The sequence below is a fragment of the Mycobacterium sp. IDUB_28 genome (assembly GCF_055419285.1).
Map to the genome: position 1 here is coordinate 238,006 of NZ_JBVAXK010000006.1, position 26,151 is coordinate 264,156.

Annotated in this window: 26 protein-coding genes; 10 read left to right on the forward strand and 16 right to left on the reverse strand. The window is 66.9% G+C overall.

All coding sequences use genetic code 11. From position 1 onward, the window contains the following. Nucleotides 1-97: 97 nt before the first annotated feature. The 3 genes from rnc to sepIVA all read right to left on the reverse strand — a co-directional run bounded on the left by rnc (nucleotide 98) and on the right by sepIVA (nucleotide 2,201). Entirely contained in the window at nucleotides 98-817 is a 720-nt protein-coding gene (rnc, locus tag ACZYZ9_RS15025; RefSeq protein WP_463827041.1) for a ribonuclease III, read from the reverse strand. Then, entirely contained in the window at nucleotides 814-1,392 is a 579-nt protein-coding gene (locus tag ACZYZ9_RS15030; protein WP_463827042.1) for a YceD family protein, read from the reverse strand. The genes rnc and ACZYZ9_RS15030 overlap by 4 nt, the downstream gene beginning before the upstream one ends. Before the next feature lie 71 nt (nucleotides 1,393-1,463). Continuing rightward, a complete protein-coding gene (gene sepIVA / locus ACZYZ9_RS15035; protein ID WP_463827182.1) occupies nucleotides 1,464-2,201 on the reverse strand; it encodes a cell division protein SepIVA in 738 nt (245 codons plus the stop codon). 255 nt (nucleotides 2,202-2,456) lie between these two features. On the opposite strand from sepIVA, the gene ACZYZ9_RS15040 reads away from it, so the two are divergent. The 3 genes from ACZYZ9_RS15040 to purU all read left to right on the forward strand — a co-directional run bounded on the left by ACZYZ9_RS15040 (nucleotide 2,457) and on the right by purU (nucleotide 4,988). Further along, the gene (locus tag ACZYZ9_RS15040; protein ID WP_463827043.1) at nucleotides 2,457-3,641 is read left to right on the forward strand and encodes a permease; all 1,185 of its coding nucleotides are present in this window, start codon (nucleotides 2,457-2,459) and stop codon (nucleotides 3,639-3,641) included. Between the two features lie 36 nt (nucleotides 3,642-3,677). Beyond that, nucleotides 3,678-3,911 carry an N-acetyltransferase family protein gene (locus ACZYZ9_RS15045; RefSeq protein ID WP_463827044.1) on the forward strand — a complete coding sequence of 78 codons (234 nt, stop codon included), beginning with the start codon at nucleotides 3,678-3,680 and terminating at the stop codon, nucleotides 3,909-3,911. A gap of 165 nt (nucleotides 3,912-4,076) precedes the next feature. Then, nucleotides 4,077-4,988 (forward strand): formyltetrahydrofolate deformylase, encoded by a 912-nt coding sequence (purU, locus tag ACZYZ9_RS15050; RefSeq protein WP_463827045.1) that lies wholly within the window; start codon nucleotides 4,077-4,079, stop codon nucleotides 4,986-4,988. 13 nt (nucleotides 4,989-5,001) lie between these two features. Here purU and ACZYZ9_RS15055 read toward each other — a convergent pair whose 3' ends face one another. Continuing rightward, the gene (locus tag ACZYZ9_RS15055) at nucleotides 5,002-6,054 is read right to left on the reverse strand and encodes an NAD-dependent epimerase/dehydratase family protein (protein ID WP_463827046.1); all 1,053 of its coding nucleotides are present in this window, start codon (nucleotides 6,052-6,054) and stop codon (nucleotides 5,002-5,004) included. A 133-nt stretch (nucleotides 6,055-6,187) separates the two neighbouring features. On the opposite strand from ACZYZ9_RS15055, the gene ACZYZ9_RS15060 reads away from it, so the two are divergent. Further along, nucleotides 6,188-7,153 carry a metallophosphoesterase gene (locus tag ACZYZ9_RS15060; protein ID WP_463827183.1) on the forward strand — a complete coding sequence of 322 codons (966 nt, stop codon included), beginning with the start codon at nucleotides 6,188-6,190 and terminating at the stop codon, nucleotides 7,151-7,153. Between the two features lies 1 nt (nucleotide 7,154). On the opposite strand, the gene coaD is transcribed toward ACZYZ9_RS15060, so the two are convergent. From coaD to ACZYZ9_RS15090, 6 genes are all read right to left on the reverse strand, one after another. Further along, on the reverse strand, nucleotides 7,155-7,640 hold the full coding sequence (gene coaD / locus ACZYZ9_RS15065) for a pantetheine-phosphate adenylyltransferase (protein WP_463827047.1): 486 nt from the start codon (nucleotides 7,638-7,640) through the stop codon (nucleotides 7,155-7,157). A 77-nt stretch (nucleotides 7,641-7,717) separates the two neighbouring features. Then, nucleotides 7,718-8,272: a 16S rRNA (guanine(966)-N(2))-methyltransferase RsmD gene (gene rsmD / locus ACZYZ9_RS15070; protein ID WP_463827184.1), complete on the reverse strand. Its 555-nt coding sequence runs from the start codon at nucleotides 8,270-8,272 to the stop codon at nucleotides 7,718-7,720. Then, complete coding sequence (locus ACZYZ9_RS15075; RefSeq protein WP_463827048.1) at nucleotides 8,269-11,652, reverse strand: pyruvate carboxylase; 3,384 nt, start codon at nucleotides 11,650-11,652, stop codon at nucleotides 8,269-8,271. The genes rsmD and ACZYZ9_RS15075 overlap by 4 nt, the downstream gene beginning before the upstream one ends. Nucleotides 11,653-11,665: 13 nt before the next feature. Next, nucleotides 11,666-12,286, reverse strand: a complete 621-nt coding sequence (locus ACZYZ9_RS15080) for a vitamin K epoxide reductase family protein (RefSeq protein ID WP_463827185.1) — start codon at nucleotides 12,284-12,286, stop codon at nucleotides 11,666-11,668. Nucleotides 12,287-12,314: 28 nt separating this feature from the next. Next, nucleotides 12,315-13,076, reverse strand: a complete 762-nt coding sequence (locus tag ACZYZ9_RS15085; protein WP_463827049.1) for a DsbA family protein — start codon at nucleotides 13,074-13,076, stop codon at nucleotides 12,315-12,317. 73 nt (nucleotides 13,077-13,149) lie between these two features. After that, entirely contained in the window at nucleotides 13,150-14,265 is a 1,116-nt protein-coding gene (locus tag ACZYZ9_RS15090) for an alpha/beta hydrolase (protein ID WP_463827050.1), read from the reverse strand. 241 nt (nucleotides 14,266-14,506) lie between these two features. Here ACZYZ9_RS15090 and ACZYZ9_RS15095 point away from each other — a divergent pair, with 241 nt between their 5' ends. After that, a complete protein-coding gene (locus ACZYZ9_RS15095) occupies nucleotides 14,507-15,367 on the forward strand; it encodes an aldo/keto reductase (RefSeq protein WP_463827051.1) in 861 nt (286 codons plus the stop codon). Between the two features lie 7 nt (nucleotides 15,368-15,374). Here the strand turns inward: ACZYZ9_RS15095 and ACZYZ9_RS15100 are convergent, their stop codons facing one another. The 3 genes from ACZYZ9_RS15100 to ACZYZ9_RS15110 are packed head-to-tail and all read right to left on the reverse strand — an operon-like array spanning nucleotide 15,375 to nucleotide 20,010. Beyond that, entirely contained in the window at nucleotides 15,375-16,091 is a 717-nt protein-coding gene (locus ACZYZ9_RS15100; protein WP_463827052.1) for an HNH endonuclease family protein, read from the reverse strand. Continuing rightward, the gene (recG, locus tag ACZYZ9_RS15105; RefSeq protein ID WP_463827053.1) at nucleotides 16,088-18,334 is read right to left on the reverse strand and encodes an ATP-dependent DNA helicase RecG; all 2,247 of its coding nucleotides are present in this window, start codon (nucleotides 18,332-18,334) and stop codon (nucleotides 16,088-16,090) included. The genes ACZYZ9_RS15100 and recG overlap by 4 nt, the downstream gene beginning before the upstream one ends. Beyond that, nucleotides 18,334-20,010: a DAK2 domain-containing protein gene (locus tag ACZYZ9_RS15110; protein ID WP_463827054.1), complete on the reverse strand. Its 1,677-nt coding sequence runs from the start codon at nucleotides 20,008-20,010 to the stop codon at nucleotides 18,334-18,336. Before ACZYZ9_RS15110 ends, recG begins: the two co-directional genes overlap by 1 nt. A 265-nt stretch (nucleotides 20,011-20,275) precedes the next feature. Between ACZYZ9_RS15110 and rpmB the strand changes: the two genes are divergently transcribed. After that, entirely contained in the window at nucleotides 20,276-20,470 is a 195-nt protein-coding gene (rpmB, locus tag ACZYZ9_RS15115) for a 50S ribosomal protein L28 (protein ID WP_463827055.1), read from the forward strand. A 24-nt stretch (nucleotides 20,471-20,494) separates the two neighbouring features. On the opposite strand, the gene ACZYZ9_RS15120 is transcribed toward rpmB, so the two are convergent. Together ACZYZ9_RS15120 and ACZYZ9_RS15125 are read right to left on the reverse strand one after the other, a co-directional pair. Continuing rightward, nucleotides 20,495-20,683, reverse strand: coding sequence for a hypothetical protein (locus ACZYZ9_RS15120; protein ID WP_463827056.1), 189 nt, complete (start codon nucleotides 20,681-20,683; stop codon nucleotides 20,495-20,497). A gap of 41 nt (nucleotides 20,684-20,724) precedes the next feature. Further along, nucleotides 20,725-21,627, reverse strand: a complete 903-nt coding sequence (locus ACZYZ9_RS15125) for an SDR family NAD(P)-dependent oxidoreductase (RefSeq protein WP_463827057.1) — start codon at nucleotides 21,625-21,627, stop codon at nucleotides 20,725-20,727. Between the two features lie 44 nt (nucleotides 21,628-21,671). Here ACZYZ9_RS15125 and ACZYZ9_RS15130 point away from each other — a divergent pair, with 44 nt between their 5' ends. Genes ACZYZ9_RS15130 through ACZYZ9_RS15145 form a run of 4 tightly spaced genes read left to right on the forward strand, consistent with a single transcriptional unit; the run spans nucleotide 21,672 to nucleotide 25,375 of the window. Continuing rightward, nucleotides 21,672-22,115, forward strand: coding sequence for a nuclear transport factor 2 family protein (locus ACZYZ9_RS15130; protein ID WP_463827058.1), 444 nt, complete (start codon nucleotides 21,672-21,674; stop codon nucleotides 22,113-22,115). A 5-nt stretch (nucleotides 22,116-22,120) separates the two neighbouring features. Continuing rightward, nucleotides 22,121-23,302 (forward strand): sulfotransferase family protein, encoded by a 1,182-nt coding sequence (locus ACZYZ9_RS15135; RefSeq protein WP_463827059.1) that lies wholly within the window; start codon nucleotides 22,121-22,123, stop codon nucleotides 23,300-23,302. Next, on the forward strand, nucleotides 23,299-24,543 hold the full coding sequence (locus tag ACZYZ9_RS15140) for a DUF1214 domain-containing protein (RefSeq protein WP_463827060.1): 1,245 nt from the start codon (nucleotides 23,299-23,301) through the stop codon (nucleotides 24,541-24,543). The genes ACZYZ9_RS15135 and ACZYZ9_RS15140 overlap by 4 nt, the downstream gene beginning before the upstream one ends. 1 nt (nucleotide 24,544) lies before the next feature. Further along, the gene (locus ACZYZ9_RS15145) at nucleotides 24,545-25,375 is read left to right on the forward strand and encodes an oxidoreductase (RefSeq protein WP_463827061.1); all 831 of its coding nucleotides are present in this window, start codon (nucleotides 24,545-24,547) and stop codon (nucleotides 25,373-25,375) included. 7 nt (nucleotides 25,376-25,382) lie between these two features. Here the strand turns inward: ACZYZ9_RS15145 and ACZYZ9_RS15150 are convergent, their stop codons facing one another. Then, entirely contained in the window at nucleotides 25,383-26,066 is a 684-nt protein-coding gene (locus ACZYZ9_RS15150; RefSeq protein ID WP_463827062.1) for a uracil-DNA glycosylase, read from the reverse strand. Nucleotides 26,067-26,151: the final 85 nt, after the last annotated feature.

Genomic DNA, 26,151 nt, shown 5'->3' on the forward strand with positions numbered 1-26,151 from the left:
GGGCCCACTGTGCAATCCGCGACCGGACACGCCGCGCGACCGTCGGGAAATTCACTGTCGGCGCAGCAGGCACCGGCTTGTCACCGTCATCGGAGCTTCAGGATTTCCCCGCGGTGTCGAGCACGTGCGCTGCCTCGAGTGTTTTGTACGCAGCCGACGCCGCCTTCTGCTCGGCTTCCTTCTTGGAGCGGCCGACGCCCGACCCGTATTCGGTCTCCATCACCACCACCACCGCGGTGAATTCTTTGTCGTGGTCGGGCCCGGTCGAGGTCACCTGGTAGGTCGGCGTGCCGAGCGTCAGCGAGGCGGTGAGTTCTTGCAGGCTGGTCTTCCAGTCCAGACCGGCACCCAGGGTCGGCGCGGCGTCCAGCAGCGGGCCGAACAGGCGCAGGATGACCTCCCGTGCGACGTCGATCCCGTGCTGCAGATAGATCGCGCCGAGCAACGACTCCATCCCGTCGGCCAGGATGCTGGACTTGTCCGCGCCACCGGTGTTCGCTTCCCCGCGACCGAGCAGTACGTGCACGCCCAGCCCGTCGCCGGGCAGGCGGCGCGCCACGTCCGCCAGCGCCAGGGTGTTGACGACGCTGGCACGCAACTTGGCCAGGTCGCCCTCCGACCGGTCCGGATGCCGGTGGTAGAGCTCGTCGGTGATGGTGAGGCCTAATACGGCATCGCCGAGAAACTCCAGCCGCTCATTGGTGGGCAGACCGCCGTTCTCGTAGGCGTAACTGCGGTGCGTCAACGCCAGCGTGAGCAGGTCTTCGGGCAGGTCGACGCCCAGCGCGTCCAGCAGGACCTGCCGGGAGGGGGTCACTGCTCGCCCCCGTCCGGCGGGGGCAGTATTCCGGCGAGCTTGGCCCACCTGGGGTCGATCTGATCGTGCCGGTGGTCGGGCTCGGCGGCCAGCGAAATGCCGCACTGCGTGCACAAACCCGGGCAATCCGATGAGCACACCGGCGCGAACGGCAATTCCAGCCCCACCGCGTCGATGATCGGTTGCTCGAGGTCGATGGTCTCGGCGACGACGTGGCCGACCTCGTCCTGCTCGGTGGTCGCCTCGGTCGCACTGTTCGGATAGGCGAAGAGCTCGGTCAGCGCAACCTGCACCCGGCCCTGGATCGGCGACAGGCACCGGGAACACTCGCCGCCGGTGGGTGCGGTTACCGTGCCGGTCACCAGCACCCCTTCGGACACCGATTCCAGCCGCAGGTCCAGCTCCAGGGGTGCTCCCGGCTGGATCGCGATCAGATCCAGGCCGATGCGCAGCGGGCTGTCCACGCTTTGGCGCAGCGGAATCATCGCTCCTGGCCGTCGACCCAGCCGAGCGATATCGATCGTCAACGGCGTGGTGATGTGTCGCTGCGCCGTCTGGCTGTGCTGCTTGGCCATAGGTGGAATCCTACGGCGCGCAGCTGACAGGTCCACGTTCAGTTCAGCTGCCCGTCACCGGGCCGTCGGGCCTACCGCGTGACGTAGTCGTGGGTGCCGGCTGCGGTCCGCAGCTGGTGACGGCCTCGACCGACCGACCGCAGGGTTCCGTTGAGGAACTCTTCGAACTCGGCCAGCTTGTTGTCGACGTAGATGTCGCATTCGCCGCGCAACCGGTCCGCTTCGGCGTGCGCAGTGTCGATCAGACGGGTGGATTCGGCGTGCGCGGCCTGCACCACCTCGTTCTGGGACACCAGCCGCTGCTGCTCCTTGATGCCCTCTTGCACGGCCTTTTCATAGGAGAGGTTGCCGTTTTCGATCAGGCGGTCGCATTCGGACTTGGCCCGGCTGATGCTGGCCTCGTACTCGCGTTTCGCCGACGCGGCGATGCGCATCGCCTCCTCGCGGGCCTCCCCGACCATCCGCTCGCTGTGCTGACGGGCCTCGCTGACCATCCGATCAGCCTGAGCCTTGGCGTCCGAGAGCAGCCGGTCGGCTTCGGCGCGGGCGTGGTTGACCATCGACTCGGATTCGGTGGTCGCCGAGGACACCATCGAGTCGGCGTGCGATTTGGCGTCGTGCAGCATCGCGTCGCGGGCGTCCAGCACGTCCTGGGCATCGTCGAGCTCACCAGGGATCGCGTCCTTGATGTCGTCGATCAGTTCAAGCACGTCACCGCGGGGAACGACGCACCCGGCGGTCATCGGCACGCCGCGGGCTTCCTCGACGATCGCGCTCAATTCATCCAGCGCTTCAAAGACTCGGTACACGGCCATACCCTCCTGGCGGCTTGCATAAATCTGTAGTTACCAGTGTGCCTGGTGTTACGTCTGTGACTGCGGTGATGACTCCGGTGTGTCGGCTTGAATTTTTGCTGCGCATCACCCGCGAACCGCCTCTAGCCACGTGATTTGGTTCCAGACTATCGCCGGCGTAGCCACCGGGACAGCGGGCGAGGCCTCTATTGACAGCATATATACCCTTGGGGGGTATATATGACGGCGTCACAGCGGAAGGGAACTTTGATGGACAGAGTCGTGAACGCAGTGCTGCACGCGTTGACGCTGACAGGTTCCATGACGTGGGAAATCCTTTGGGCGCTGATCCTGGGCTTCGCGTTGTCGGCGGTCGTCCAGGCTGTTGTGCGCCGCTCGACAATCGTGGCCTTGATGGGCGACGACAGGCCCCGCACCCTGGCCGTGGCGGCCACGCTCGGCGCCGCGTCGTCGTCGTGCTCCTATGCCGCCGTGGCGCTGGCCCGCTCGCTGTTCCGCAAGGGGGCCGACTTCACCGCGGCCATGGCCTTCGAAATCGGCTCCACCAATCTGGTGGTGGAACTGGGCATCATCCTGGCGCTGCTGATGGGCTGGCAATTCACCGCAGCGGAGTTCGTCGGCGGACCGCTGATGATCATCGTGCTGGCCCTACTGTTCCGGCTGTTCGTGCGCGGCCGGCTCATCGATGCCGCGCGTGAACAGGCAGACAAGGGAATCGCCGGATCGATGGAAGGCCATGCGGCGATGGACATGTCGATCCGGGGCGACGTGTCGTTCTGGCGACGGCTGTTCTCCGGACCGGGTCTGACCTCCGTGTCGCATGTCTTCGTGATGGAGTGGCTGGCGATCCTGCGCGACCTGGTCATCGGATTGCTCATCGCCGGCGCAATCGCGGCGTGGGTCCCGGAGAGCTTCTGGCAGAGCTTCTTTTTAGCGAACCACCCGGCACTGTCGTCGGTGTGGGGACCGATCGTGGGCCCAGTCGTCGCGATCGTGTCGTTCGTCTGCTCGATCGGCAATGTGCCGTTGGCCGCGGTGCTGTGGAACGGCGGCATCAGTTTCGGCGGGGTCATCGCGTTCATCTTCGCCGACCTGCTGATCCTGCCGATCCTCAACATCTATCGCAAGTATTACGGCGCCAGAATGATGCTGATGTTGTTGACGACGTTCTACGCCGCGATGGTCGTCGCGGGCTATCTCGTCGAATTGATCTTCGGCGCAGCCGATCTCATTCCGGGCGCCCGCAACGCGATGGTGATGTCCGGCAGCATCTCCTGGAATTACACCACCTGGCTGAACATCGCTTTCCTGATCGTCGCAGCGGTGCTGGTGGTTCGATTCTTCGCGTCCGGTGGAATGCCGATGCTACGGATGATGAACGGGTCGCCCGACGCTGAACACGATCATGGCGGGCATAGTCACCAGTGCCACTGAGGCTCGCTACCAACATTTTTCGTTGATCGATTGCCGGTGGATGTCTTCCGTCGCCCGCTGGGTTTTCCGGACGCCGGTCGCGGTGGGCTCGGCTCAGCACTGCTCCGCCATGCGGCCGGGCGCTGCGACCGCGACGGACTGCCTGCGTACCTCGAAGCAACCAACCCCCACAACAGGCAGCTCTACGCCGCCCACGGGTTCGAGGAGATCGGCGTCATCCAAGCCGGCAAATCGGCGCCTCTCTGGCCAAAGCTGCGTAAGCCCCGTTGAACTGCTGCGCCCGGCCGCGGTAAGCGAACGGATACCTAAATGAATGTTGGCGTGAATGTCCCGCGCGGGAGACCACACTGAAGACGACGACGTGCCGTAGCTGCCGCGATGCCTACCACGGCGGTATCGTTGCTCGCACGATTGCGAGGCGAAAGGGGTCCACTGGTGCCGACGCCGAATGATCCCGGCAACTTCGCGCAGCGGCCGGCCGGCCCCCCGTCTCCCGCAGACATCGGACGACTACTGCTGCGCTGCCACGACCGCCCCGGAATCATCGCTGCGGTAAGCACATTCCTCGCTCGAGCCGGTGCCAACATCATCTCTCTGGACCAGCACTCCACCGCACCCGAGAACGGAACCTTTCTGCAGCGCGCGATCTTTCACCTGCCCGGGCTCACCGCCGCAATCGATGGTCTGGAAGATCAATTCGCCGCCACCGTGGCAGCGGAATTCGGCATCGACTACCGCTTCACCGAGGCGGCCAAACCCAAACGGGTCGCCATCTTCGCATCCAGGGAAGACCATTGCCTATTGGATCTGTTGTGGCGCAACCGTCGTGGCGAGCTCAAGATTTCCGTCGCGATGGTGATCGCCAACCATCCCGACCTTGCCGAGCGGGTTCGTCCGTTCGGTGTGCCGTTCATCCACATACCCGCCACCCGGGAAAGCCGCGCCGCAGCCGAACAGCGTCAGCTTCAATTACTCACCGGCAATGTCGATTTGGTGGTGTTGGCGCGCTATATGCAGATACTGACGCCTGAGTTCCTCGCCGCCGTCGGATGCCCGCTGATCAACATTCACCATTCATTCCTGCCGGCATTCATCGGCGCAGCACCCTATAAGCGCGCCCGCGAGCGCGGCGTCAAACTGGTGGGCGCCACAGCCCACTACGTCACTGAGATGCTCGACGAGGGGCCGATCATCGAGCAGGATGTGGTGCGGGTCAGCCACACCGACACCGTCGACGACCTGGTGCGTGTCGGTGCCGACGTGGAGCGGGCGGTACTGTCGCGCGCGGTGCTCTGGCACTGTCAGGACCGAGTGATCGTGCACGACAACCAGACGGTTGTCTTCTGACCGCGACGGGAATCTATTCTGCGCTTCCGACTTCCGACAACGAGTCGCCGTACCTGGCTCGCAGCGCTCCCCACACATCGGCATACTGACCGGGCGACTTGCGATACGCCCCATGGCGTTTCAGGATCTGCCGGGCAACCGGCGCCACGAGGCGCCGCGGGTAACGTCGCCAGCCGGTCTGCGCACGGATCTCGGCCAGCATGTCCGGCCACGAATGCTGCTGAAAATTCAGCAGTTCCTGCGCACGGGAGACATCCATCCAATCGTTGAGATACCAGGAATCGTCACTGTCCGGGTCACCGGGACGTCCCATCGGTATCAGGCCGGCCATGCCCTGCGCCGCCGCCATGGCCGCGCCAATCTCGGCCTGCCGCAACATGTGCGAGTCATCGCCGGCGATCATCAACACCTCACCGGCCACCTCCGAATGGGCGGCCGCAACGAATGCGGTTGCCACATCGCGGGTATCGACGCAGTGCACCCGACCGTCGGCCGGCATCGCGCTGCTGAAATACAACACGTCGGTGGTGAAGGGCATGGCCGCCGGGTCGACGCTGATCACCCCACCGAGCCGCAAGATCAACCAGTTCAACCTCGACGCACGGACGATCTCCTCGGCTTCGAGCTTCTGACTCCCGTACAGGTCGCACGGGTTGACCGGGGTTTCCACGCCCAACCGGTCCTGGTGCCGATGTGGATTGCGCGCGCCGTACACGGAGATGCTGGACGCATGCAGAAAGCGCGGCGGATCAGGTTGCTGCTCTGCCGCACGCACCAAGATTGCGGTGGCATCGACGTTGACTCTGCGCGCCCACGCCGGTTCGCGGTAGATCAACGGGGGGATGACGGCCGCCAGGTGGACGATCACGTCCGGCGAAATTTCGCTGACCAACTGTTCAACCTGGTCGGGAACGGTCAAGTCGACGCGGCGGCTTTCCACCCCCGGCGGCAGGACCGCCAACTTGCGGTGCGCGGTGGCGACCACCCGCCATCCGTCGGCAGCGAACCTTCGGACCGCCTCCGCACCGACCAGACCGAAGGCTCCGGTAATCAGCACGGTCTGCATGGGCGTCCTCGATCCCCGTCAACATCGATGTTTCGAGCAGACGGTAACCCACTCGACGAAGAGAACGCCATGCCTCCGGCACCAGCTTGCTCAAGCTCGACGACGTGTCGCACCCAGGTGCGAAGATCAGGTCATGCAGTACTACGACATCATCGGCGACATCCACGGTTGTGCTTCCGCGCTTGAAACGCTGCTCGCCGATCTTGGCTACACACTTCAGGATTCGACGGGCGCGTATCGACACCCCACCCGTCAAGCCGTCTTCGTCGGCGACCTGGTGGACCGCGGCCCGGAACAGCTTCGCGTCCTCGAAATCGTCAAGCCGATGGTGGATACGGGCAGCGCCCGCATCGTCATGGGCAACCATGAGTTCAATGCGATCTGCTACTCCATCGAGCACCCGTGCGGCAGCGGCCAATATCTGCGCAAACACACCGACAGCAACTACCGACAGCACCGCGAGTTCGTCGACCAACTCACCGACGAGCAGCGCATCTACTACCTGGACTGGTTCAAGACGCTGCCGCTGTGGCTGGACCTCGGCGATATCCGCGTCGTTCATGCCTGCTGGCATGAGGAGTCCATGCGATACGTCGAGAGCCAACTGGGATCCAACCAGTTCACTGCGGTGGACCAGTTCGCCCGGGCCTCCGACAGCACCGACCGCCTCTACACCACGGTCGAGGTGCTGCTCAAGGGCCCTGAGATCAGCCTGGCAGCCCATCACCAGCCGGATTATCTGGATAAGGACGGCCACGCCCGCAGCAGGGCCAGAATCCGGTGGTGGAACGAGGATGCGGTGACCCTGCGCGAGATCGCGGAAATGGCAAGCAATTTCACCACTGCGGCGGGTGCACCGTATCCCCCGTTACCCGACAGCGCCGTCACATCTGCGGACCGCTGCTACGTCTACTCGGGAACAGTTCCGGTGTTCTTCGGTCATTACTGGCGCAAGGATTCCCCGCAGCGCCACCGTGATTGGGCAGACCATTGCGCGTGCGTGGATTTCAGCGCGGTGAAGGGCGGCAAGTTGACGGCCTATCGCTGGTCGGGCGAGACCACGATCTGCGCCGACAACTACTGGCAGAGCGCCGGTTGAGCTACCCGCTCTGCCGGGCGATCCGTTCGCGCAGTCGCCGGTTGACCGGTTCGGGCAGCAACTCGGTCACGTCGCCGCCCAGCATCGCCACCTCTTTCGCCAGCGACGACGACACGAACGAATACCGCGGCGATGTCGCTACGAAGAACGTGTCAACGCCGGCGACGTGCTTGTTCATCTGCGCCATCTGCAGTTCGTACTCGAAGTCGGTGCCGGTGCGCAGACCCTTGACGATGGCGTTCATCCCGCAGGACCTGACGAAGTCGACGACCAGGCCTTTCCCGGCCTGCGCCCGCACGTTGGACAGGTGGCTCGTCGACTCCTCGATCATCGCAATCCGCTCGTCGAGGTCGAACATGCCCTTCTTGGCGGGGTTGATCAGGATCGCCACCACGACCTCGTCGAATTGAGCTGCGGCACGTTCGAAGACGTCGACGTGCCCCAACGTGACCGGGTCGAAGGACCCGGGACAGACCGCGCCGCTCATTGCGCCGCTCCTCCTCTTCGCTCCGCTCAGCATCGTCGCCGGCGGCACGCTCATAGTCAACGACGCTAGCAGGCGCCCTACACCCGTTCGGCCAGCTCCAGACGGGTGTCGCCGTAGACGCGCTCGGGCCACAACGTCCAGCCGTCCGGCCACGTGAGCGCGGCACTGCCGATTCCGCGCTCCACCACGGCAACCGTTCCCGCCCGGGTCCAACCCCCCGACGTCAGCGCGGCCAGCACAGCCGAGAGCTCAGCGGCTCCAAGCTCGTACGGCGGGTCGGCCAATACCAGGTCGAACGGGGAGGGCGACCCGGCGGTCAGCACGGCAGCGACCGCACCGCGGCGCACGATCGCCCCGGGCAGCCCCACCGTCTCGATGTTGCGGGCGATCACCGCCGCCGCGCGCGGGTCGGATTCCACAAACAGCGCCGACGCAGCTCCCCGCGACAGGGCTTCCAGACCCAAGGCACCCGACCCGGCAAAGAGATCCAGCACCGCCACGTCCGCGAAACCGACCCGCGTCGCCAGGATGTTGAACAGCGACTCGCGCACCCGGTCAGTGGTCGGCCGGGTCCCCCGCGGCGGAACGGTGAGGCGCCGGCCCCGGGCCACGCCACCGATCACGCGGGTCAGTTCAGCACCACCAGCAGGTCGCCACCCTCCACCTGAGCGGTGTCGGAGACCGCCACCCGCTCCACCGTGCCGTCGCTGGGCGCGGTGATCGGCGCTTCCATCTTCATGGCCTCGATGGTGGCGACGGTTTGGCCGGCGCTCACCTCATCACCTTCGGACACGCTGACGGTGACTACCCCGGCGAAGGGCGCCGCGACATGGCCGGCGTTGCCGCGGTCAGCTTTCTCCGCAGTGGGAACGGCGCTGGCGATGCTGCGGTCGCGCACCAGCACCGGACGCAGCTGGCCGTTGATGATGCACATCACGGTCCGCATGCCGCGCTCGTCGGGTTCGGAGATGGCCTCCAGCCCGATCAACAACTCCACGCCCGGCTCCAGCTTCACCCGATGCTCCTCGCCTTGGCGCAGGCCGTAGAAGAACTGGTTGGCCGACAGCTGCGAGGTATCGCCGTACGCCTCTCGATGGTCCTCGAATTCCTTTGTGGGACCGGGGAACAACAGCCGGTTGAGGGCGGCCTGACGCTCCGGCCCGGCGGTGGCGAGCGCCTTCTCGTCGTCGGCGGTCAGTTGCGGGTCCGGCTTGGCCGGCGCGCGGCCGGCCAGCGCGTCGGAACGCAACGGCTCGGGCCACCCGCCGGGCGGATCGCCCAACTCACCGCGCAGGAATCCCAGCACCGAGTCCGGGATATCGAATCGCTTTGGGTCAGCGGCGAATTCGTCGACGCTCAGACCGGAGCCCACCAGGGCCAGCGCCAGGTCGCCGACCACCTTCGACGACGGGGTGACCTTGATCAGCCGGCCCAGCACCCGGTCGGCGCCCGCATATGCCTCCTCGACCTCCTCGAACCGGTCCCCCAGCCCCAGCGCGATCGCCTGTTGGCGCAGGTTCGACAGCTGACCGCCCGGGATCTCGTGGTGATACACCCGGCCGGTCGGACCGGGTAGACCGGATTCAAAGGGCGCGTAGACCTTCCGCAGGCCTTCCCAGAACGGCTCGAGCGCGCACACCGCCGACAACGACAACCCGGTGTCGTACTCGGTGTGCGCGGCCGTGGCCACGATCGAACTCAACGCCGGCTGACTGGTGGTGCCGGCCATCGGCGCCGAGGCCCCGTCGACGGCGTCGGCGCCCGCCTGCCAGGCGGCCACGTAACTGGCCAGCTGGCCGCCCGGCGTGTCGTGAGTGTGCACGTGAATGGGGAGGTCGAACCGGCTGCGCAAAGCGGAAACCAGGGTGTGGGCCGCCGGCGGCCGCAGCAACCCCGCCATGTCCTTGATGGCCAGCACATGTGCACCGGCCTCGACGATCCCGTCGGCCAATCGCAGGTAGTAGTCCAGGGTGTAGAGCCGTTCGTCCGGATCGGACAGGTCACCCGTGTAGCACATCGCGACTTCGGCTATGGCAGTGCCGGTTTCGCGGACCGCGTCGATAGCCGGGCGCATCGAGTCCAGGTTGTTCAGCGCGTCGAAGATCCGGAAGATGTCGATACCGGTGGCCGTCGCCTCCTCGATGAACGCCGACGTGACGGTCTCCGGATAGGGCGTGTAGCCCACGGTGTTCCGGCCCCGCAACAACATCTGCAGGCAGATGTTGGGGATGGCTTGCCGCAGCGCGGCCAGCCGCTCCCACGGGTCCTCCTTGAGGAAGCGCAGCGCCACGTCGTAGGTCGCCCCGCCCCAGCACTCGACCGACAAGAGCTGCGGCATCGTGCGCGCGAGATACGGTGCCACCATGAGTAATCCGCTGGTGCGCACCCGGGTGGCCAGCAGCGACTGATGCGCGTCGCGGAACGTCGTGTCGGTCACGCCGACCGCGGGCGACTCCCGCAACCAGCGCGCGAAACCGTCCGGGCCGAGTTTGAGCAACCGCTGCCGGGAACCGTGCTCCGGCGCCACCTCGCGGTCGATCGCGGGCAGCTTGTCCTGCGGGTACACCGTCGACGGACGCGCGCCGTGCGGCTGGTTGACGGTGACATCGGCCAGGTAGTTCAGGATCTTGGTGCCGCGGTCGGCCGAGGTGTGCGAGGTCAGCAGTTGCGGCCGGTCGTCGATGAACGACGTCGTGACGCGGCCGGCCTGGAAGTCCGGGTCGTCCAGAACCGCTTGCAGGAAAGGAATATTGGTCGACACACCGCGGATCCGGAACTCGGCCATCGCCCGGCGCGCCCGGTTGACCGCGGTTTGGAAATCGCGGCCCCGGCAGGTCAGCTTCACCAGCATGGAGTCGAAGTGGGCGCTGATCTCAGCCCCCAGATTGGTGCTGCCGTCCAGCCGGATCCCGGCGCCGCCCGGGGTGCGCAGCGCACTGATCCGACCGGTGTCGGGGCGGAACCCGTTGGCCGGATCCTCGGTGGTGATCCGGCATTGCAGCGCGGCACCGTGCGGGCGCACGGTGTCCTGGGTGAGGCCCAGATCGTCGAGGGTCTCGCCGGCGGCGATGCGCAGCTGGCTAGACACCAGGTCGACGTCGGTGATCTCCTCGGTGACGGTGTGCTCCACCTGAATTCGCGGGTTCATCTCGATGAAGACGTATTCGCCGTTCTCGTCCAGCAGGAATTCGACGGTGCCGGCGCAGCTGTAGCCGATGTGGCGGGCGAAGGCCACCGCATCCGCACACATCTTTTCCCGCAACTCAGCCGAAAGGTTCGGCGCCGGAGCCAGTTCGATCACCTTCTGGTGGCGGCGCTGCACACTGCAGTCCCGCTCGTAGAGGTGGATCACGTTGCCACCGGTGTCGGCCAGGATCTGAACCTCGATGTGCCGCGGGCGCAGCACAGCCTGCTCGAGATACACCGTCGGGTCCCCGAACGCCGACTCCGCCTCCCGGCTGGCGGCCTCGATGGCCTCACCCAGAGCTGCGCTGTCAGTGACCCGCCGCATCCCGCGCCCACCGCCACCGGCAATGGCCTTGACGAACAACGGAAATCGCATGTCCTGTGCGGCCGCGACCAACTCGTCCACCGACGCCGAGGGAGCCGAGGACTGCAGCACCGGCAGGCCCGCCTCGCGCGCGGCGGCGATCGCCCGCGACTTGTTTCCGGTCAACTTGAGCACTTCGGCGTCGGGCCCCACGAACGTGATGCCCGCCTCGGCGCACGCTGCGGCCAATTCCGGGTTCTCCGAGAGAAATCCGTAACCGGGATAGACGGCGTCCGCATGGCAGCGCAGGGCCGTCTCGACGATCTCGGCGACGGACAGGTACGCCCGCACCGGGTGCCCCACTTCGCCGATCTGGTACGACTCATCGGCTTTGGTCCGGTGCAGCGAATTGCGGTCCTCGTACGAATAGACGGCGACGGTGCCGACACCCAACTCGTATGCGGCGCGGAAGGCGCGGATCGCGATCTCGCCGCGATTGGCCACCAACACTTTGGAGATCACGTGCGACCCCTAATCAAATGAGTGTCGACCAATAATTCCAGAACCGCGCCATGATCAGCAGGAATACCCCGGTGAACCAGAACGTGACCAGCGACCAGCGCCAGCCGAACAGTAACCGCAGCGCGGTATTTCCCGTCGCGGCCGGACGCACCAGGATCGAGGCCGCGACCACCAGCAGCGTCACGGTGGCCGCCCACACCACCATGCAGTACGGGCACAGCGCCCCGATGCGGTACAGGCTCTGAAAGATCAGCCAGTGCACAAACACCGTGCCGGCTGTCAACCCGATCACCAACCCCACCCAATACCATTGCGGCAGCTGAACTTTCGCCACCGCCAACACCCCGGTGACCACCACCACCGTGAAACCGGCGATACCGAGCAGCGAGTTGGGGAAGCCGAACACCGAAGCCTGCGGGGTCACCATCACCGAACCGCACGACACGATCGGGTTGATGTTGCAGGACGGCACGTAGGACGAGTTGAGCAGCAACGCGATCTTCTCCACCGTCAGCGTGGCGGAGGCGAGCAGACCGATCACCCCGGCGATCAGCACCCACCATGCACTGGGCGCGGGTACCCACGGTCCGGACGGTTCGAGTTCGCCGGGCGGGTCAGCCGCGTCGGAGTCCACCTCGGGGACGAGATCAGCCGCCACGTGGTCAGGTGTTCGCCACTGCCGCGGCCTCGTCCATCCCGGGGATGTTGCCGACGATGTCTCTGACCTTGGCGACGAGCGCTGCCGGTGACGTCCGCTCGAATTCGGTGCCGTTGATCCGCACGGTCGGGGTCGCGCGGATCTTGTTGGCTGCCGCCAACCCGGTGACCTTGCCGATGTACTTGCCGCTGTTGATGCAGTCCGGCACCTTGCCGGCGGCGCCCGCCTGGCGCGCGAGCTCGATCAGTCGCGCATTGTCGGGGAACCGGTCACCCGTTTCGGACGGCTGAATGCCCTTGCTGTACAGCGCTTCGTGGAAGCGGCGAAAGGCGTCCATGGACTCGTCGGCCACGCAGTAGGCCGCGGCGGCCGCCCGCGAGGAGTAGTTCTGGGTGGCCGGACTGTCCAGGATGGTGACCATCGTGTAGTCACCGGCGATCGCGCCGATGTCGATGAGCTTGGCGACCGTGCGACCGAAGGTGCGCTCGAAATCGCCGCACGCCGGGCACAGGAAGTCCTCGTAGAAGGCCACGGTCGCCTTGGGTTTGCCGTTGTCGGCGACCAGTTTGCTCGAGGTCACGCGGACGGCGCCCTCGGCTCCCGCACCGGCGGCCTGCTTCTTGTTGTGACTCGTCACGATGTAGAACACCAGACCGACGGCGAACAGCACGACGATCAACGTGCCGCCGATTTGGATGAGTCGGCCGGACCTGCCGTCGCCGGACTTCAGGTCGAGCCGCGCGGGGCGCTTGGGTTTTTCGGCCACAGAATCCTCACGTTTCGTTTGCTTCACCTGCGGTCGGGCGACTCTAGAGTACCGACGGCGCCGCAGCCGCAGGTCAGCACCGGCTCAGGTGTGCCCGCAGCGCTGAGATCAGCTCGCCCGTTCCGGCGGCGCTGCCACCCCCGAGCGGGAAGAGATTGGCGAAGCCGTGCGTCAGCGATCCCAGGTAGCGCAGGTCCACAGCGGTGCCCGCGGCCCGCAGCGCCTCGGCGTACTCCTGACCCTCGTCGCGCAGCGGATCGAACCCGGCGACCGCGATCAGCGCGGGTGCCAGGTCGGACAGCGAATCCGCCAGCGCCGGTGACACCCGTGGGTCGGACGCGTCGATCCCGGACTTGCGCAGGTACTGCGAGGTGAACCAGTCGATGTCGCGTCTGGTCAGCAGGAAGCCACGCGCGAACAGGCTCAGCGAGCGGGTCTGCGCGGTGAAGTCGGTTCGCGGGTAGATGAGCCACTGCAACACCGGGGCCGGTCCGCCGTTGTCCCGCGCGAGCTGGCTGACGACGGCCGCCAGGTTGCCGCCGGCGCTGTCGCCGCCGACCGCCACCCGCCCGGGCGCCGCACCCAGTTCCTCAGCGTGCTCCCAGGCCCACCCGAACGCGGCGTACGCATCCTCGATCGCCGCGGGTGCCGGATGCTCAGGTGCCAGCCGGTAATCGATCGACAGCACATGCATCTCCCCGTCCCGGCAGGTCAATCGGCACAGCGCGTCGTGGGTGTCCAGGTCGCCGATCGACCAGCCGCCACCGTGATAGAAGACCAGCAGCGGCGCATTCGCGGTTGCCGGGCGGTAGTGCCGCGCCGGGATGGGACCTGCCGGCCCGGGAATCGAGATCTCGGCAACGTCGACGTGAATCTGCGGACCGGGCATGGCCTGCAGGCCGTCCCGCATCGTCGCCCGGGAGGTGCGCGCGTCGTCGTCGATCACCAGGCCGCCGATCCCCACGGCGCGCTGTCCCGTCAACAGCAGCTGCAAGGTGGGGTCCAGGGTGTTGCCGTCGATGGTCACCGAACGCCCGCGGGTCAGCAGGCGCTTGGCGCCGTCCGGGATCCGCGGAATGACTTTCGCGCCGACGCTGGTGACCGTGTTCTGGACGCGCGTCACCCAACCGGTCGGTGCGCGCTTTGCTCCCAGATGGAGGTCCGGCGCGCCTGACAGACTCTTGGTCATCGGCCGCTCCCTTGAAAATGCCTCGTGCCGGCCCACCTTACGTCGTGCCGAACGGGCGAAATCCGGCCGCCGCCTGCCCGACGGTGCGACGAATGTCCGACATTGGGAGCGGACACCAGCCCGGGCGTTGGTTAGATCGCATAGTCAACTCGGTAATATGTGATCCCCGAGCCGTGCGGACTGCGGCACCAGGCTGGGCCCTAATCGGAGAACGCTCAAATTTCATAGGTAGGTGATGACGTTGACTGGCGAGTCGGGCGCCGCTTCTGTCCCCGGTTCTATCCCCTCGATAGCCCTCAACGACGAGCAGACGATGCCGGTGCTCGGTCTCGGCACCGCGGAATTGTCGGACGACGAGACAGAACGCGCCGTCTCGGCCGCACTCGAAGTCGGTTGCCGGCTCATCGACACCGCGGCCGCCTACGGCAACGAAGCGGCGGTGGGCCGGGCGATCGCCGCGTCGGGCATTCCGCGCGCCGAGTTGTTCGTCACTACCAAGCTGGCCACCGCCGACCAGGGTTTCAAGTCCTCGCAGGAAGCCTGCCGGCGCAGCCTGGAGACCCTCGGCCTCGATTACGTCGACCTGTACCTGATTCACTGGCCGGCCGCGTCGCTGGGCAAGTACGTGGACTCGTGGGGTGGCCTGATCCAGTGCCGCGGCGAGCAGCACGCCCGCTCGATCGGGGTGTCCAACTTCACCGCGGAGCACCTGACGATGGCCATCGACCTGACTTTCGTCACCCCCTCGGTCAATCAGATCGAGTTGCACCCGCTGCTCAACCAGGAGGAGCTGCGCAAGGCGAACGCCGAGCACGACATCGTCACGCAGTCCTACACCCCGCTGGCGCTGGGCAAGTTGAATGACAACCCGACGGTGACGTCGATCGCCGGCGAGTACGGCAAGACGCCCGCCCAGGTCCTGCTGCGGTGGAACGTGCAGTTGGGCAACTCGGTGGTGTTCCGCTCGGCAAAACCCGAACACATCGCCGGCAACTTGGATGTGTTCGATTTCGAGCTGGCCGCCGAGCACGTCGACGCGCTGAACGGGCTCAACGACGGCACCCGGCTGCGCCCGGATCCGGACAACTACGCCGGCACCTGAGCGCCGATCAGCGGGCGGGGCAGGTGGCCGCCGCGTCTCGCAGCACGCCGCTGGACGCTTGATCCAACGGCAGCGCGTAGCCACGCAGCACCGCGATGAACTGCACGGCGTATTGACACGCGAAAGCACCGTTGGGCGGCATCCATTGCGACGGCGGCGAATCGCCCTTGTCCTGGTTGGCCCTGCCCTGCACGGCCAGCAGGTTCGCCGGGTCGTTGGCAAAGCGCACCCGTTGGGCCTCCGGCCAACCGTAGGCGCCCATGTCCCAGGCATACGCCAGCGGGACCAGATGATCGATCTGCACCGATTCGCCGACCTTGGCGCCGCGCTGAAACGCGACGACGGTGTTGGTGTACGGGTCGTGCAGGGTGCCGGTGGCCACGGCGTCGGGACACCGCTTGGTGAACACGTGCGTGACGTCCACCAGATCGCGGTTGAGGATGTCGTTACGGGTGTCACAACCGTTGTGGCCCAGCGGCGCATCGTTGTCGTCGTCCCAGGCGTCGCCGAACGCGGACCGGCGGTAGTCGAACCGGTGTGCCCGAAACGGCAACAGCAGCACCCCGGCGAGCACATCGTCGCCGGGCGCCACGGTCGGTACGTCGGCGCGCGCAGCGAACTCCTGGGCTTGCCGGGCGGCGGAGGACCCCAGCGTCTGGTATGCGACCAGCACCGCCACGGCAGCGACCGCGGCCAGCCACAGCACGGTTCGACGGTTCGTCATGACTTGTCCAGGTACTCGATCTGATCGGTATCGGTGAATCGGGCTGCCAGCGAGGACAATCCGGGATCGTCGGGGTTGGTGGCGTAGGCGGCCTCGCAGAAGTCCCGAGCGTTCTCGATGAACTCGAGGTGGTCGGCCAGCGACAACAACCGCAGCACGATAGCCCGACCGGATTGATTGCGGCCCAGCACATCTCCTTCTCTGCGCTCTTTGAGATCCAGGTCGGCGAGCACAAATCCGTCGATCGTCCCGGCGACCGCCTCCAGCCTTTTGCCTGCCGGAGAACCCGCTGACGTCCAGCTCGCCAGCAGGCACAGGCTCGGGTGCCGGCCGCGGCCGATGCGGCCGCGCAGCTGATGTAACTGGCTGATGCCGAACCGGTCGGCATCCATCACCAGCATCACGGTGGCGTTGGGGACGTCGACACCCACTTCGATCACGGTGGTACAGACCAGCACATCGGTCTGGCCGCTACGGAAGGATGCCATCACGGCGTCCTTCTCGTCAGCGGAGAGCCGTCCGTGCATCAGACCCAGCCGCAGCCCGGCCAGCTCGGCCGAGCGCAGCCTGGTGAACAGTCCGACCGCGGTCGCCGACGGCCGCTTGCCGTCGTCTCCGGCCTCGTCGGCTTCCTCCTCGTCGATCCGCGGCGCCACCACATAGGCCTGGCGGCCGGCGGCGACCTCCTCCCGGATGCGCTGAAAACCACGCTCCAGCCAGGCCCGCTTGTCCCGGACGAAGATCACCTTGGTGGTGATGGGCTGACGCCCCCGGGGCAGCTCGCGCAGGGTCGACGTTTCCAGGTCGCCGTACACGGTCAGGGCCAGACTGCGCGGGATCGGCGTCGCGGTCATCACCAGCAGATGCGGCGTGACGCCGGCCGGGGCCTTGGCGCGCAACCGATCCCGTTGCTCGACACCGAACCGGTGTTGCTCGTCGACCACCACCATGCCCAACTTGTGGAACTCCACCGCGTCGTGCAGCAATGCGTGGGTGCCGATGACGATCCCGGCCGCACCGCCGGCGATCTCGGACCGCGCCCGCTTCTTTTGCGCCGCGGTCATGGACCCGGAGAGCAGCACCACCCGGGTGGCTTCCCAGCCGTCCCCGGCGGCCGCTCCCAGCTGACCGCCCGTCGCCAGCGGACCCAGCACCTCGGTGATGGACCGAAAATGTTGTGCCGCAAGCACTTCAGTAGGCGCCAACAGCGCGCACTGGTAACCCGCGTCGACCATCTGCAGCATCGCCAGCACCGACACGATGGTCTTTCCGGACCCGACCTCACCCTGCAGCAACCGGTTCAGCGGCCGAGCCGAGGCCAGCCCGTCGGACACCACGGACAGCACCTCACGCTGTCCGGCGGTCAGTTCAAAGGGCAAACGCTGCAACAGTTCTGCTGCCAGACCGTCGTCGCGCCGGGGGGCGACGGGACCGGATGCGGACAACTCACCATGGCGGCGACCGACCAGCGCCCACTGCAGAGCGACGGCCTCGTCGAAGGTGAGGCGATCACGCGCCCGCGCCCGCTCGGCCGGTCGTTCAGCCAAATGGATGCCGCGTAAGGCTGCGTCTTCGTCGATCAAACCCAACCTGGCACGCAAATCGGCGGGCAATGGATCGGGCACCGGGTCGAGTTGGTCCAGCACCTGCTTTACGGCGCCATAGATGTGCCAGGTCTGCACTTTGGCGCTGGCCGGATAGATCGGGTAGACCCGACGCTCGAACTCCGACATCGCCAACTCACCGGTGACCAACGTCGACGCGTCGGCGATCTCACGCAGCGAGACGCTGCCGTGGTTCCTCCCGTCCGTCGAGTCCATGATCAAGAACGCGGGATGGGTGAATTGCATTGTCTTGCCGTAGTATCCGACCTCCCCGGAGAGCATCACCTTCGTGTTCTCGGTGAGGTCCTTCATCAGGCCTTCGGCGTTGAAGAACGTCGCGGTCACCTCACCGCGGCCGGATCCGACCGTGATGCGCAACCACATTCGCGCTTTCTTCTGAGTCGGACTTTTCTTTTTCATCACACCGGAAGTCCTTTTGGTGATGACATCGACGATGGTGATGTGCTCACCGGCTTGTGGACGCTGGTCTTCGGCCGTGAGCCGGGAGGCGCCCTCCAGGTAACTGCGTGGGTAGTGCCGCAACAGGTCGTCGACGGTCCGCAGACCGAAGTACTCGTACAGCTGTCCGGCTGACTTGCCCCCGATGACGTCGACCAGCCGATCGCTCAGCGAGGCCACTACTCCACCCCGATCAGCAACGCATCGCCGCGGTGACCGGTGCGGTAGCTCACCAGTTCGCTGCCCGGGTGGTGGTCGTGCATGTGTCTGTCCAGCACCTGCTCGATGCCAGCGGCCGCCGCGTCGTCCAGGTCGGCGCCTATCAGCACGGTGATCAGGTCACCGCCCGAGGCCATCAGCAGGTCCAGCAGGCCGATCGCGGCAGCGGCCACGTCCTCGGCGACGATCAGCACCTCATCGCCCGCGATGCCCAGGCCGTCACCCGGCTTACAGGTTCCGGCCCAGGTCAGCGCGTTCTCGGTAGCCACCCGCACCGATCCGTGCCGGGCGGCGCCGGCGGCGCGGGCCATGGTGTAGCCGTCGTCGACGGCTTGACGGCCGGCGTCGTGCACAGCCAATGCCGCGAGCCCCTGCACCATCGACCCGGTCGGCACCGGCACCACGTCGACACCCCAGCCGATGGCCGCGGTGCACCCCGCCACCAACTCCTCAGCGGCCACGTACCCGTTCGGCAGCACCATCACCTGGGCGGCACCGCTGTCCACCACGGCGCGCACCAACTGATGGGCGGTGATCCCGGGCGCATCGGCGCTGCCGTCCGCCCCCGGTCGCAGCACGCAGGCACCCTCACCGGCGAACAACTCCTCGGCCCCGTCGCCGTCGACGACGGCAAGCACCGCACGTTCCCGCGTCCAGCTGCCCGCGGGCAGCCCGGTCGCGCCGGAACTGAGTCCCGAGATCACGATCCGGCTCAGCTGACCGGCGGACAGGCCGGCTTCCACCGCGGCGCCGGCGTCGTCGGTGTGGACGTGCACGGAGTAGCTGTCCGACGGCGCGGCCGCGATGGCCACCGAGTCGCCCAATTCCTCCAGCCGTTGCCGCAACGTGTCCGCAGCCGCCGCATCGCAGCCGGCCACCAGGTACATGACCTCGAACTGAGGCGCCGGACCCCGCTCGATCGCCGGCGGCTTATGCTGCGGCTGCGACGACGGCTCGTAGACGGTCCGGGTGGGCGTCTCTCCGGTGATCGTCGAACGCAGCGAGTCCAGCATGACCAGCAGCCCCCGGCCCCCGGCGTCCACCACACCGGCATCGGCGAGCACGTCCAGCTGTTCGGGGGTCTTCTCCAGCGCGATCACCGCCGCATCCCCGGCCGCGACGAGGGCAAGGTGCAGCGACTGGCCGGCGGCAGCACACTCGTCGACGGCACCGGCGGCGGCCCGCAACACCGACACGATGGTCCCTGGCACCTCGTTTCCCCCCATCGAGGTGACGACCAGTTCCACCCCCCGCCACAGCGCGGCGGCCAGGAGCGCGGCATCGATCGCCGGTAGCGCCGCACCGGATTCGGCGGCCGCAGCAGCGGTCGCGTCGGCGAATCCCCGCAGAATCTGCGACAGGATCACCCCGGAGTTGCCGCGGGCGCCGTGCAGCGCTCCCGCCGACAACGCCGCCGCGACCCTGACCACGTCCAAGCTGCCGCGACTGGCTTCGGCATCCGCCTCGGCCAGCGCCGAACGCATGGTGAACAGCATGTTGGCACCGGTGTCGGAATCGGCGACCGGGAACACGTTGAGGCGGTTGATCTCGTCGATGTGGGTGATCAGGTCGCTCACGGCGGTGTGCGCCCAGTCCCGCAGGGCCGAGCCGTCCAGCTGACGATCCTCCGTGGCCAAACCCGCCCCCACCTCCTTACCGCCGCAGCACGCCCCCGATGCGCGCTAGCGTAACCTCGGTCCCGCCGGCCGGTGAGCCATCAGCAGCCTAGCTATCGGCCACGACAGCACTGGTCACGACGCGTCGCGGTTCGTTGAGCCGTTTTGGCGGTTGCCTACCGGAGTCGGTATTGTGGGACGGCCGGGCCAACCCGGCCTACTTCCGGCCGGCGGATCCGAACCGGGTCGCCGGACCGCAGCAACAAAGACTTGAGGAGTTTGAACCATGGCCGCTGTGTGCGATATCTGCGGGAAAGGCCCCGGCTTCGGTAAGTCGGTGTCGCACTCCCACCGCCGCACCAGCCGCCGGTGGAACCCCAACGTTCAGACCGTGCACGCCGTGACCCGTCCCGGCGGCAACAAGACGCGGCTCAACGTGTGCACGTCGTGCATCAAGGCCGGCAAGGTCACCCGCGGCTGAAGCCGTTACCCGCCGCCTCACTTCTCACAGAGCGGCTTTGATGCGTTCGAGGGTCGTTGTCATGTCGCGGGTGTTGCGCCGACGACGTGGCTCGCCGAGCAGCGCAATCTGCGCGATCGCGCCGCCGCCGCGATCGTGTACGCCTACGACCACGGGCCGGTTGGCGCCGCGTTGATTTCCGCAGCCCTGCGGTTTCGCGATCGACACCCTCATGGCGCACGCCGCTAGCGGCTCCCGCACACAGCGCCGTCCGCTCACTTACGGCCGGGAATCTGCAACGTGGTACCGGTCTCCTCTTCCGCGAACGCCACGAGCCGGCCGGCCGTGTCGTAATCGCAAGCGACCACCGTGCGGCCGATCAGCACCGGGCCGCCGCGCAGCCCGCCCCGACCGCTGACGCCGACATAGCTGCCCGGCGGGATCGGTTCGCTGATGCAGTACAGCGTGGGCGCCGCGCCCTCGTCGATGTCGTTGGCCAGCCGGTCGGCCACCGTCTTGACCGCCTTGTGCGCCAACGACATCAGCGGCGAGTCGCCGACCTGCGACAGGTTCGACGCCACCCAGCCCGGGTGGGTGAGCTGACTGACGATCGGCGAGCCTGCGGCACGGAGCCGGCGGTCGAGCTCGAGCCCCCACAACATCACCGTGAGCTTGGACTGCGCGTAGGCCCCCAGCCTCGTCCACTTGGTGCGGCGCAGATGCAGATCGTCGAGGTGCAGCGTCGCCGAGCGGTGCGCGTCGGATCCGACATTGATGATCTGGGCCCGCACCCGCGGCAGCAGCAAGTTGGTCAGCGCGAACGGGCCGAGCAAGTTGGTGCCCAGCGTCATCTCGAAGCCGTCCACGGTGTCGCGGCGCCGCTCGGTCAGAGCGCCGGCGTTGTTGATCAGGATGTCGACGTCGCCCTCGATCAGATCGGGGAAGGCACGCACCGAGGACAGGTCGGCCAGATCGAGCTTGACCACCGACGTCGAGCCACCAAGCTGCGCGGCGCGTTGCTCACCGAGCTCGGTGTTGCGTACCGCCAGAATGACGTGCGCGCCGGCTTTGACCAGCGCTCGCGCGGTGCCCAGCCCCACCCCGTTGGTCGCTCCGGTCACGATGACCCGTTTGCCGGTCAGGTCGCCGAGCCGATCGGGCGTCCAAGGTAACGTCACGAGGTCAGATTAGTCAGACTGATGGCGTCGAGGGCGGTTCGAAGGTGAGTGACAGCGCGACAGAGATCACCAACCTGATCTACACCTACGCCGAGCGGCTCGACGGCGGCGACTTGGACGGCGTGGCCCAGCTCTTCGAGCACGGCCGCATCTGCGGGATGGAAGACGGGCCGCCCGAGACCGTGTTCGCCGGATCGGCCCGGGTGCGCGCGATGTACGACATGGCCACTCGCATCTATGAGGACGGCACCCCCAAGACCAAACACAACACCAGCAACGTGCAGTTGTACATCGACGAGGCCGCCGGGACCGCCCGCAGTACCTCGTATTACTGCGTCACCCAAGCCACCCCCGAGCTGCCCCTACAGGTGATCGTGACCGGACATTACAAAGACACGTTCCACCGGCTCGACGGCGTGTGGCACTTCGACTGCCGCGTCATGTTCGTCGACCAGGTCGGCGACGTCAGCCAGCACCTGAAGTTCTGACCCTGGTGGGCAACGCCTCCGCACCCTTCGACGCCGCGGCCATCCTGGCCGACGCGCAACGCAAGGAGTCGCTGACCGATTGGGGGCCAGGCGAATTCGAGCGGCCGCTGCGCGTGCTGCTGGACGACTACCCGAACGCCGGGCTCAACGATATCGGCACCTACATCCTGCGCTCCGGCATCGTGCACAGCCTGCGGATGCGGTTGCGTACCCAGGAATGGGTCCGGCGGCACCCCGACATCCTGGCCGAACGACTGGCGCCGCCGATCGTCGTGGTCGGCATGATGCGCAGCGGAACCACACTGCTGCAACGCCTGCTGGCGGCCGACCCGCGCTTCAGCTGCGCGTACGGCTGGGAGGTCGTCGAGGTCGCACCGAAGCTAGGCTACCGATTCGACGGGCTCGACCCCCGCATCGCGATCAGCGAAGGGCGCGAAGCGAAATCGCGGGAATTGGCGCCGGACCTGTTCCGGATCCATCCGATGTATGCGCGGGAAGCCGAGGAGGAGATCGTCTTCCTGGCCGATGCGTTCCTGTCCCACGTTCCCGAATCCGGCGCGCACCTGCCGCACTACCGATCCTGGCTCGACGACCAAGACTTCACCCCGGCCTACCGGCACCTGCACCGGATGCTGCAATTCCTGCAGTGGCAGAAGCGGCAGCGCGGGGAACAACCGCAGCGCTGGGTGCTGAAATCGCCGGCCCACCTGGGCTATCTGGATCTGCTGCGCACGCAGTTCCCCGAACTGCACCTGGTGCACATGCACCGGGACCCGCGCACCACCATCGCCTCGGGGGCCGGCCTGAACGCCACCCTGCACGCGATGCACGCCGACACCGTCGACCTCCCCCGGGTGGGCGCGCAGTGGCTGGAGCGGATGGGATGGACCAACGACAGGGCGATGACGGCGCGGGACGGCTGGGGACCGGAGCGGGTCACCGACATCGGGTTCGACGATGCGGTCGCCGATCCGATCGGGCAGGTGTCCCGCGTTTACGAGGCGCTCGGGCTTCCGCTGACGTCCCACGCCGAGGACGCGATGCGACGCTGGCTGCGCGAACGCCCCCGCGAGCCGGCGCGCCCGCCCTACGGTCTCAAGACCTACGGTTTGCGGCCCGAACTGGTAGACGAGCGATTCAGTCTGTACAACAAGCGATTTCACGAATACACAAGGAGGAGCCAGTGAGTGATGACCCGGTCGCCACGGCATCGCAGCACGAACAGGAACTGGCCGCCCTCGAGCTGATCGAGCACCCCACCGTCAAAGCCGCCTATGCCGACGTCGCGCAGACCTGGCTGGGCCGCGCCAAGGCGTCGGACGCGATGCGCGAGCGGTTCGACGATGCGTTCGCCGAGGTGATGTTCTCGGCGGCGGTGTGGTCGTCCAACCAGGACAAGCTGCGCCCCAAGGTCAGCTGCATCACCCGACTGGCGCACCCGGTGGACGGCCGCGCGATTCCCGGATCACGGTGGGGCATCGACAATCCCGACAGCGTGTACCGGGTGATCCCGATCTCCGGCGACGAGCGCTACGAGATCCACGGTCGCGTCGGCGAACACCGCATGACCGAGAATTACTTCACCCTCTGGGACGCGAACATGGGCACCGTCGATGTGCTCAACGGCCGCACCATGGCGGTCGATTCCGACGGCAGCTTCACCATCACCGTCGACGCCGAACCCGCCGGGGGGCGACCCAATCACGTGCGGACCACTGCGGCCGCGCACGAGTTCTACATCCGCGACGTTTTGCTGGACTGGGGCCGTGACGACCCCAATCACCTTGCGGTGCAACGCCTTGGCGCTGCACCGTCGTCCCCGGCCCGCACCCGTGACGAGCAGGCCGAGGCGACCGCGGCGATGATGGCGTACTTCGCGAATTTTACCGGCAAGCTCAGCCACGGCGCCTACAAGATGCCCGCCAACCGGTTCGAACTGGCGTGGTCGGCAGACACCGACGGCGCCATGCGCAACCAGTTCTATGTGATGGGCCGCATCGACCTCGCCCCGGACGAGGCCTTCGTGGTGGACGTCAACGATGGTGGCGCCGAATACTTCACGGTGCCGCTGAGCAACATCTGGGGTACCACGCTGGACATCGTCGACCGCACCGGAAGCCTCAACAAGGCGCAGTCGGTGGCCAACGAGGACGGCACCTACACCTATGTGATCTCCCCCGAGGATCCCGGTGTGGCGAACTGGATCGACACCGACGGTCTGCGCGAGGCCATCCTGACGTTGCGGATGGCCGAGTTCGGCGAGACCGGACCCCGTGCGGGTCTGGGTGCGCACGGGCGGGTGATCAAGCGCGACCTGCTCGACGCCGAGGTACCGAACCTGCCGCGGGTGACCGAGCAACAGCGTAAAACCGAACTCGCCGAACGCCGCAGGGCGTATCTGCGGCGACTCCCGGAAGGGACACTCTGAGATGGCACGCTGGTTGGTCACCGGTTGCTCCACCGGGTTCGGCCGCGAGATCGCCCGCGGTGCCCTGGAAGCCGGACACAGCGTCGTCGTCACCGCACGTAACGCCGATGCGGTGCGCGACTTCGTCGACGAGTTCGGCGACCGGGCCCTGCCCGTGGCTCTCGACGTGACCGACGCCGGCCAGATCGCCGCCGCGGTCGCCGCGGCGGAGGAGACCTTCGGCGGCATCGACGTGCTGGTCAACAATGCCGGCCATGGCTATCTGTCGGCGGTGGAGGAGGGTGAGGACGCCGAGGTGCGAAAGCTCTTCGACGTCAACTACTTCGGTGCCGTCGACATGATCAAGGCGGTGCTCCCGGCGATGCGGGCCCGCGGATCGGGCCATGTCGTCAACATCTCGTCCATGACGGGGTTGGTGGCCAACCCGCCCAACGCCTACTACTCGTCGACCAAATTTGCGCTGGAAGCGGTGACCGAAGCGCTTGCGCAGGAGGTCAAGCCGCTGGGTATCAAGGTGACCGCCATCGAACCGGGCGCCTTCCGCACCGACTGGGCGTCGCGATCGATGAAGGAATCCAGCACTCCCATCGCCGATTACGCCGACGTCGCCGCCCGCAAGGACCTCATCAAGCAGTTCGCCGATCACCTGCCGGGTGACCCACGCAAGGTGGCCGAGGCGGTGCTGATGGTCACCGAACTCGACGAACCGCCACTGCGGCTGCTGCTGGGCCGCGACGTGCTCAAAGCGATGCGCGACAAGATCGCCGCGATGTCGGCCTCGATCGAGGAGTGGAAGGCCGTCACCAAGGACGTCAACTTCCCCGGCGGGTAGGCGCGCGCTAGGGCAGCCGCCAGTCGATCGGGTCGGCGCCCATTCGCGCCAACAGTTCGTTGGCGCGACTGAACGGTCGCGACCCGAAGAAGCCGCGCGAGGCCGACAACGGCGACGGATGCGGTGATTCGATGAAGGCGCAGTCGCCGTCGGCCAGCATAGGCTTGAGGGTTGAGGCGTCGCGTCCCCACAGAATCGCCACCATCGGCTGCTGGCGACCGACCAGGGCGCGAATCGCGCACTCCGTCACCGCTTCCCATCCCTTTCCGCGGTGCGACGCCGGGGTGCTGGGCCGCACGGTGAGCACCCTGTTCAGCAGCAAGACGCCCCGTTGCGCCCACGGGGTGAGATCTCCGCACGACGGCGGCGGGTAACCGAGGTCTTTGGTGTACTCGTCGAAGATGTTGGCCAGGCTGCGCGGCAGCGGCCGCACGTCTGGCGCGACCGAGAAGCTCAGGCCCACCGCATGCCCGGGCGTCGGGTAGGGATCCTGGCCGACGATCAGTACCCGAACGTCATCGAACGGAAAGGTGAAGGCACGCAGCACGTTTGGTCCGGCGGGAAGATATCGCCGGCCGGCGGTGATCTCGTCGCGCAGGAACTGGCCCAGCTGGGCCACCTGGTCGGCGACCGGCTCGAGTGCGCTCGCCCAGCCCGCTTCGACCAGTTCGGGCAACGGACGGGCGGTCACGGCGACCCGGGCTGGTTGAAGGCGTAGACGGTCACCGCGCCACCCTAACGCGCGTCGTGCCGCGCACGGTGAGACCGAGACTGCA

Excerpts from the sequence above, each read along its gene's own strand:
- ACZYZ9_RS15030 (WP_463827042.1), bottom strand. The coding sequence starts at position 1,392 with ATGGCCAAGCAGCACAGCCAGACGGCGCAGCGACACATCACCACGCCG.
- ACZYZ9_RS15040 (WP_463827043.1), top strand. The coding sequence starts at position 2,457 with ATGGACAGAGTCGTGAACGCAGTGCTGCACGCGTTGACGCTGACAGGT.
- ACZYZ9_RS15055 (WP_463827046.1), bottom strand. The coding sequence starts at position 6,054 with ATGCAGACCGTGCTGATTACCGGAGCCTTCGGTCTGGTCGGTGCGGAG.
- ACZYZ9_RS15060 (WP_463827183.1), top strand. The coding sequence starts at position 6,188 with ATGCAGTACTACGACATCATCGGCGACATCCACGGTTGTGCTTCCGCG.
- coaD (WP_463827047.1), bottom strand. The coding sequence starts at position 7,640 with ATGAGCGGCGCGGTCTGTCCCGGGTCCTTCGACCCGGTCACGTTGGGG.
- ACZYZ9_RS15090 (WP_463827050.1), bottom strand. The coding sequence starts at position 14,265 with ATGACCAAGAGTCTGTCAGGCGCGCCGGACCTCCATCTGGGAGCAAAG.
- ACZYZ9_RS15100 (WP_463827052.1), bottom strand. The coding sequence starts at position 16,091 with ATGACGAACCGTCGAACCGTGCTGTGGCTGGCCGCGGTCGCTGCCGTG.
- rpmB (WP_463827055.1), top strand. The coding sequence starts at position 20,276 with ATGGCCGCTGTGTGCGATATCTGCGGGAAAGGCCCCGGCTTCGGTAAG.
- ACZYZ9_RS15120 (WP_463827056.1), bottom strand. The coding sequence starts at position 20,683 with ATGAGGGTGTCGATCGCGAAACCGCAGGGCTGCGGAAATCAACGCGGC.
- ACZYZ9_RS15145 (WP_463827061.1), top strand. The coding sequence starts at position 24,545 with ATGGCACGCTGGTTGGTCACCGGTTGCTCCACCGGGTTCGGCCGCGAG.